Source organism: Anabaena azotica SJ-1, from assembly GCF_047275885.1.
Taxonomy (GTDB): Bacteria; Cyanobacteriota; Cyanobacteriia; order Cyanobacteriales; family Nostocaceae; genus Trichormus_B; species Trichormus_B azotica_A.
Window position 1 is genome coordinate 1 of the sequence record NZ_CP178462.1, and the last position, 4,690, is coordinate 4,690.

The following is a 4,690-nucleotide window of genomic DNA, read 5'->3' on the forward strand; positions in this document are numbered from 1 at the left end:
GGTTAACCTTTTACAATATCTTTTTCTATATGAGCAAAGATTTTTGAGCCTGTTTTAGCGTAGCGGTGACTGACTGCTCCAATCAATCCAGGGGCTAAACGACTGCTCAATTAGCAGTCAGTCAAAAACAGGCATGGGGGAGAGTCCTGAGAGGGGTTTCCCCTCTCGCGCACTCATAGGGGCATCACGACTAATTAGAAAATAGATTCTTTATTTGTTAATGATTCCAGAGTACATTTCACCATTGCTACAGCGTGTTCCATATTGATAACTTGGTATAGCTTGCTGTATGTTGGTATACCTTCATCTTTTATTGCTTGCCAGTATTCACCATCAGCGCAAATAAATACTGTGGCTTTTCCATGTTCAGTTTCTACATGTTGTATGTTCTGTTCTAAACTTTTAATCCATTGTTGGGCATCTCCTGGGGTGTTAAATGAGTGGAATCTATCTGATTTAATTCCTAATGGATTCCAACAGATAACTACGTATTTTCCTCTGCCATGATACATGGGGTTGATGATTACTGTATCTTTCTCAATTTGTGCGATCCATCTGTTTGGTGATAAATAGGGTTCTGGTAGTTGCATTTTTAAGTTTATTTTTTGGTATTAACTTTATTTGCTAGATTTATTAAATCGTTGCAAACTGTTAATATTAAATCTTTTTTAGATGCTCCAATATAAAATCCTTCTATTATTTCTGTTGTGTCTGGGTATATTCTTGCGGATATTTCACGTTTTAGAGCAATTGTATTGTCTAAGTATTTAGAGAAATATTCATTCATTAGTAACATTTGTTTTTCTGTTTCTGTTGGATTATTTTTTTCGTTGTAATTTTCCCACTGTTGTATAGACTGTTGTATTTCTTTAACTATATTTATTGTTATTCCTGCTATTTCTTTATTAGAAAGTTCTTTGATTGTTTTACTTTTTGGTGTTTCCGTTACTTTTGTTTGTGTGTTATCAGTCCTATTTTTTAATTGATGTATTTCATCATCTTTACCTTTTAATATTTTTTCAAGCCTTGTTATATCATCATCTTTTCTTTTTAAATCATCATCTTTAGCTTTTAATCTTTCATTAAGTGTATCAATTTCTCTTTTAAATACAAAATAGCAGAATGTAGTTGATATAAGCAAGCAAAAAAAGAAGATACCAAATGTTACTGACGGGTTGTTTGCAATATAATCCCAGTTTTCAATAAAAAAATTATTTGCTTGAGGCATAAAAAAGAACCAAAAAACTAGCCAAAAGAGGATTTTCATAATCTATCACCCTCTTTGGCTGTTATGGTTTTTGGCTTTTCCGCCTTCACTTGAATCTTAATATGGCATCTTATTGCATCGCCAAATGTGACTCAACACTATGAAGAGTAAGGGTTTGATGCAATAAGATGGATAAATATATGACAAATCCCCTATAATGATTGGATACCACTCACAACCAAATATAGGGGATTCATCTCCATGTCCGATTATAGGTCATCGGATGAAATCTTGTTGTCTCCCATTATATCTAAAAAGTCAGGTGATTCAATATCTCCTGCGCTATCTGATTTGTCAGAGAAGGATAAGCCTTGGGATATCCACAGATTTGAGTCTGACCGTATAGAATTCCGTTATAAAGGGACAGAATTTGATAATTACAGCGATCGCATCCATTTCTGTGCTGAGTTTTTGGAATTTGCCCTTAGACCAACTGATAGCGGTGAATTACGACTAAAGTTAGCAAGCGCGAGATTTTGCCATGTTAGGACGTGCATGATTTGTAGTTGGCGTAAAAGTTTGAGGTACAAAGCTCGTGCTTATAAGGCGTTGCCCAAGTTTTTAGAAGATTATCCATGCTACAGATTTCTGTTCCTGACATTGACTGTTAAGAACTGTGAGATATGTGAGCTTAGACAAACAATAGACTGGATGAATAAAGCTTTTACAAGGTTGTCACGCCTCAAGGATTTTCCTGGGGAGGGATGGGTGAAATCAGTTGAGGTTACTAAAGGTCGCCGGGGCGATGCCCACCCACACTTTCACTGTTTGCTAGTTGTCAAAAGTAGTTACTTTGGGCGTAGCTATTTATCTCAGGATAAATGGTGTGAGTTATGGCAAAAATCTTTGAGGGTTGATTATAAGCCTGTTTTAGATGTCCAGGCGCTCAAACCTAAAGGGTCTTTAGTGGCGTTGATTGCTGAGGTGATTAAGTATCAGACTAAGCCATCTAATTTGATAGGTGATGGGAGTGTACAGGATAAGGAATGGTTTTTGGAGTATACCCGTCAGATTGCAAATACGAAGGCCATTTCTATTGGTGGGATATTGAAGGACTACTTTCGGGAGTTAGAGGAAGAACCACAAGATTTAATTGGACACGATGAAACAGAAGTGTCTGAGGAGCAGGGGCGTTTAATGTTTAATTGGAAACGTAAAGAAGCTAAGTATAGATTAATGGAATGAATTAGTAACTATATCTGATTCATTGCGTATTCACATATTACTAAGGATACTTATGTTATTTATGTAATATGTGTTTTCGGCTAGATAAATAAATGAAATAGTAACTTAATCAGAATGCTTGTTGATTGATTAAGTTACTATTTCTATGATGGTTGTAATTAATTAGTAACTAAATCAAAGATATTGGAATATGGCTAAAGATGCTAACAATAAAATACCTAAAGCTTCTTATACAGGAGATTTACCTATTGGAGAATTAATTTTTCCTTGTTCTGTTCTTAGTGATGGTACAAGAATACTTACTCAAGGCGATTTTATGTCTGTTATGGGTATGTACTATTCAGGGAAAAATTCTTCTAATAAGACTACTGTTGATGGATCTGCACCTATTCCTAGTTTTTTGAGTTCTAAACAGCTAGAACCCTTTGTTCGTAAACATTTTAATGACCTGCACCACATAACTGTAAGATACCGGACAAAGGGAGGGGCTATAGCTAATGGGATATTGGCTGAGATAATTCCTAGAGTTTGTGATGTTTGGATAGATGCTCAAGAAGCACATGATAAAGGGACTATTAAGCTTGGAGAAACTCAACAAGAAATAGCAAGAAAAGCAAAATTGTTAATGAGAGCTTTAGCTCATACAGGCATAATTGCTTTAGTTGATGAAGTAACTGGATACCAAAAAGATAGAGCTTCAGATGCACTTGTAAAAATATTAGAATCTTTTATTGCAAAAGAGTTACAGCCTTGGATTAAAACTTTCCCTGATGAATTTTATGAGCATCTTTTTAGGCTTAGAGGCTTAAATTATCCAACTGATACTGTTAAACGCCCATCTTATTTTGGTTATTTAACAAATGATATTATTTATAAGCGACTTGCCCCTGGCGTATTAGAGGAATTACGAAACTCTATACCTAAGTTATCTTCTGGGAAAAGAAAATATCATTTACATAGAAAACTAACGTCTGATGTTGGACATCCAAAGCTTAGAGAACATCTAGCATCTGTTATAACCATCATGAAGCTAAGTAAAAATTATAACGATTTTAAGAATAAGTTGGACATTGTTCATCCTGTATATGGTGAAACTCTTTCGCTTCAATTTGAACAAGAATTTGATATTTCTGATATATCTAATTCTACTGGACTTTAGATATTGTAACTAAATCAAAATCCATGCTACTATGAATTAGTAACTAATTCTAAGGTGTAGTTATGATACGTGGTGGACAACGTAAAGGTGCTGGGCGTAAATCAACATGGGTATCTGGAGCAAAGTTTGAAGATACTGTATTAATTCGCGTTCCTAAAAATATTAGAGATGCAGTTTTAGAAATTGCTCACAAGCTAGATGCTGGTGAGAATATTGATTTAGATTCTAATTCAAAGATTCAAGATTTACAGTTAAGGTTGTATGATTTAGAACTTGCAAATAAATTATTGATTGAGCAGATAGAAAAATACAAATTAGATTTAGAAACTCAATCAAATAAAATTGATAATTTAGAGAGAAAAGAAATAGTTACTAATTCAATTAGTATTGATAATGAATTAGATACTAAGTCTAAAAAATCTACTCAATTAGGATTATTAGATTTAGAAAATAATTTTAAAATCCGTTCTTTAACATCTATTGAACTTTCCAGAAGGTTTAAAGAAGATGATGCTTTTGTGAAAATCAAGAAAAGTTATTACAAAGATCGTCCTAACATATTTTTTGATTTATTAAAAGAGTTAGATCCTGATGGTATTTCTTGGGTAACTGTTGGGGAAAAGACAAAATTACGTTACGTTCCTGATGATAAGACATCTCCTGAGAAACTTCAGGCTCTTAAAAATTGGATAGATTCCCAAAATAATGCCTACTGAATACCAGTTTGTTTTGTTTATATTTGTGACATGAGAAATTACTTCTCATGTCAAATCAATATAAACAAAATTATTATGAATAAAACTAATTTTATTTGGTTATTTTTCTTATCTACTTTTTCGACTTTTATTTTTACCTATTATGCAGTTGTGTCTGATTATTCTGGAGAAATTAAGATTAAAATTAAACCTTTAGTAGAGTTACAGATTAATAAGAAATAATTTTCAGACTGTTTTAATGAATTTTTGCTAACAGCTTAGGTAATTTAAATCTAACCGCCAACACACCCGCCCAGCGAAACGGCGGGTGTCCTCTTGGCATCTCTAGTCAAACTGCGACTATCAGAAAAAGATATTGCAAGA

General features: G+C 33.6%; 5 protein-coding genes. 3 read left to right on the forward strand and 2 right to left on the reverse strand.

The features are described 5' to 3' along the window. Positions 1 to 194: 194 nt before the first annotated feature. Together ACLLO5_RS27995 and ACLLO5_RS28000 are read right to left on the reverse strand one after the other, a co-directional pair. Positions 195 to 590: a hypothetical protein gene (locus ACLLO5_RS27995; protein ID WP_413176522.1), complete on the reverse strand. Its 396-nt coding sequence runs from the start codon at positions 588 to 590 to the stop codon at positions 195 to 197. A gap of 8 nt (positions 591 to 598) precedes the next feature. After that, positions 599 to 1,267, reverse strand: coding sequence for a hypothetical protein (locus ACLLO5_RS28000; RefSeq protein ID WP_413176524.1), 669 nt, complete (start codon positions 1,265 to 1,267; stop codon positions 599 to 601). Positions 1,268 to 1,468: 201 nt separating this feature from the next. On the opposite strand from ACLLO5_RS28000, the gene ACLLO5_RS28005 reads away from it, so the two are divergent. The 3 genes from ACLLO5_RS28005 (at position 1,469) to ACLLO5_RS28015 (ending at position 4,327) form a co-directional block, all read left to right on the forward strand. After that, positions 1,469 to 2,452, forward strand: coding sequence for a protein rep (locus ACLLO5_RS28005; protein WP_413176525.1), 984 nt, complete (start codon positions 1,469 to 1,471; stop codon positions 2,450 to 2,452). A 190-nt stretch (positions 2,453 to 2,642) separates the two neighbouring features. Continuing rightward, positions 2,643 to 3,611: a P63C domain-containing protein gene (locus ACLLO5_RS28010; RefSeq protein WP_413176519.1), complete on the forward strand. Its 969-nt coding sequence runs from the start codon at positions 2,643 to 2,645 to the stop codon at positions 3,609 to 3,611. A gap of 62 nt (positions 3,612 to 3,673) precedes the next feature. After that, positions 3,674 to 4,327 carry a hypothetical protein gene (locus ACLLO5_RS28015; protein WP_413176521.1) on the forward strand — a complete coding sequence of 218 codons (654 nt, stop codon included), beginning with the start codon at positions 3,674 to 3,676 and terminating at the stop codon, positions 4,325 to 4,327. The last annotated feature ends 363 nt before the right edge of the window (positions 4,328 to 4,690 follow it).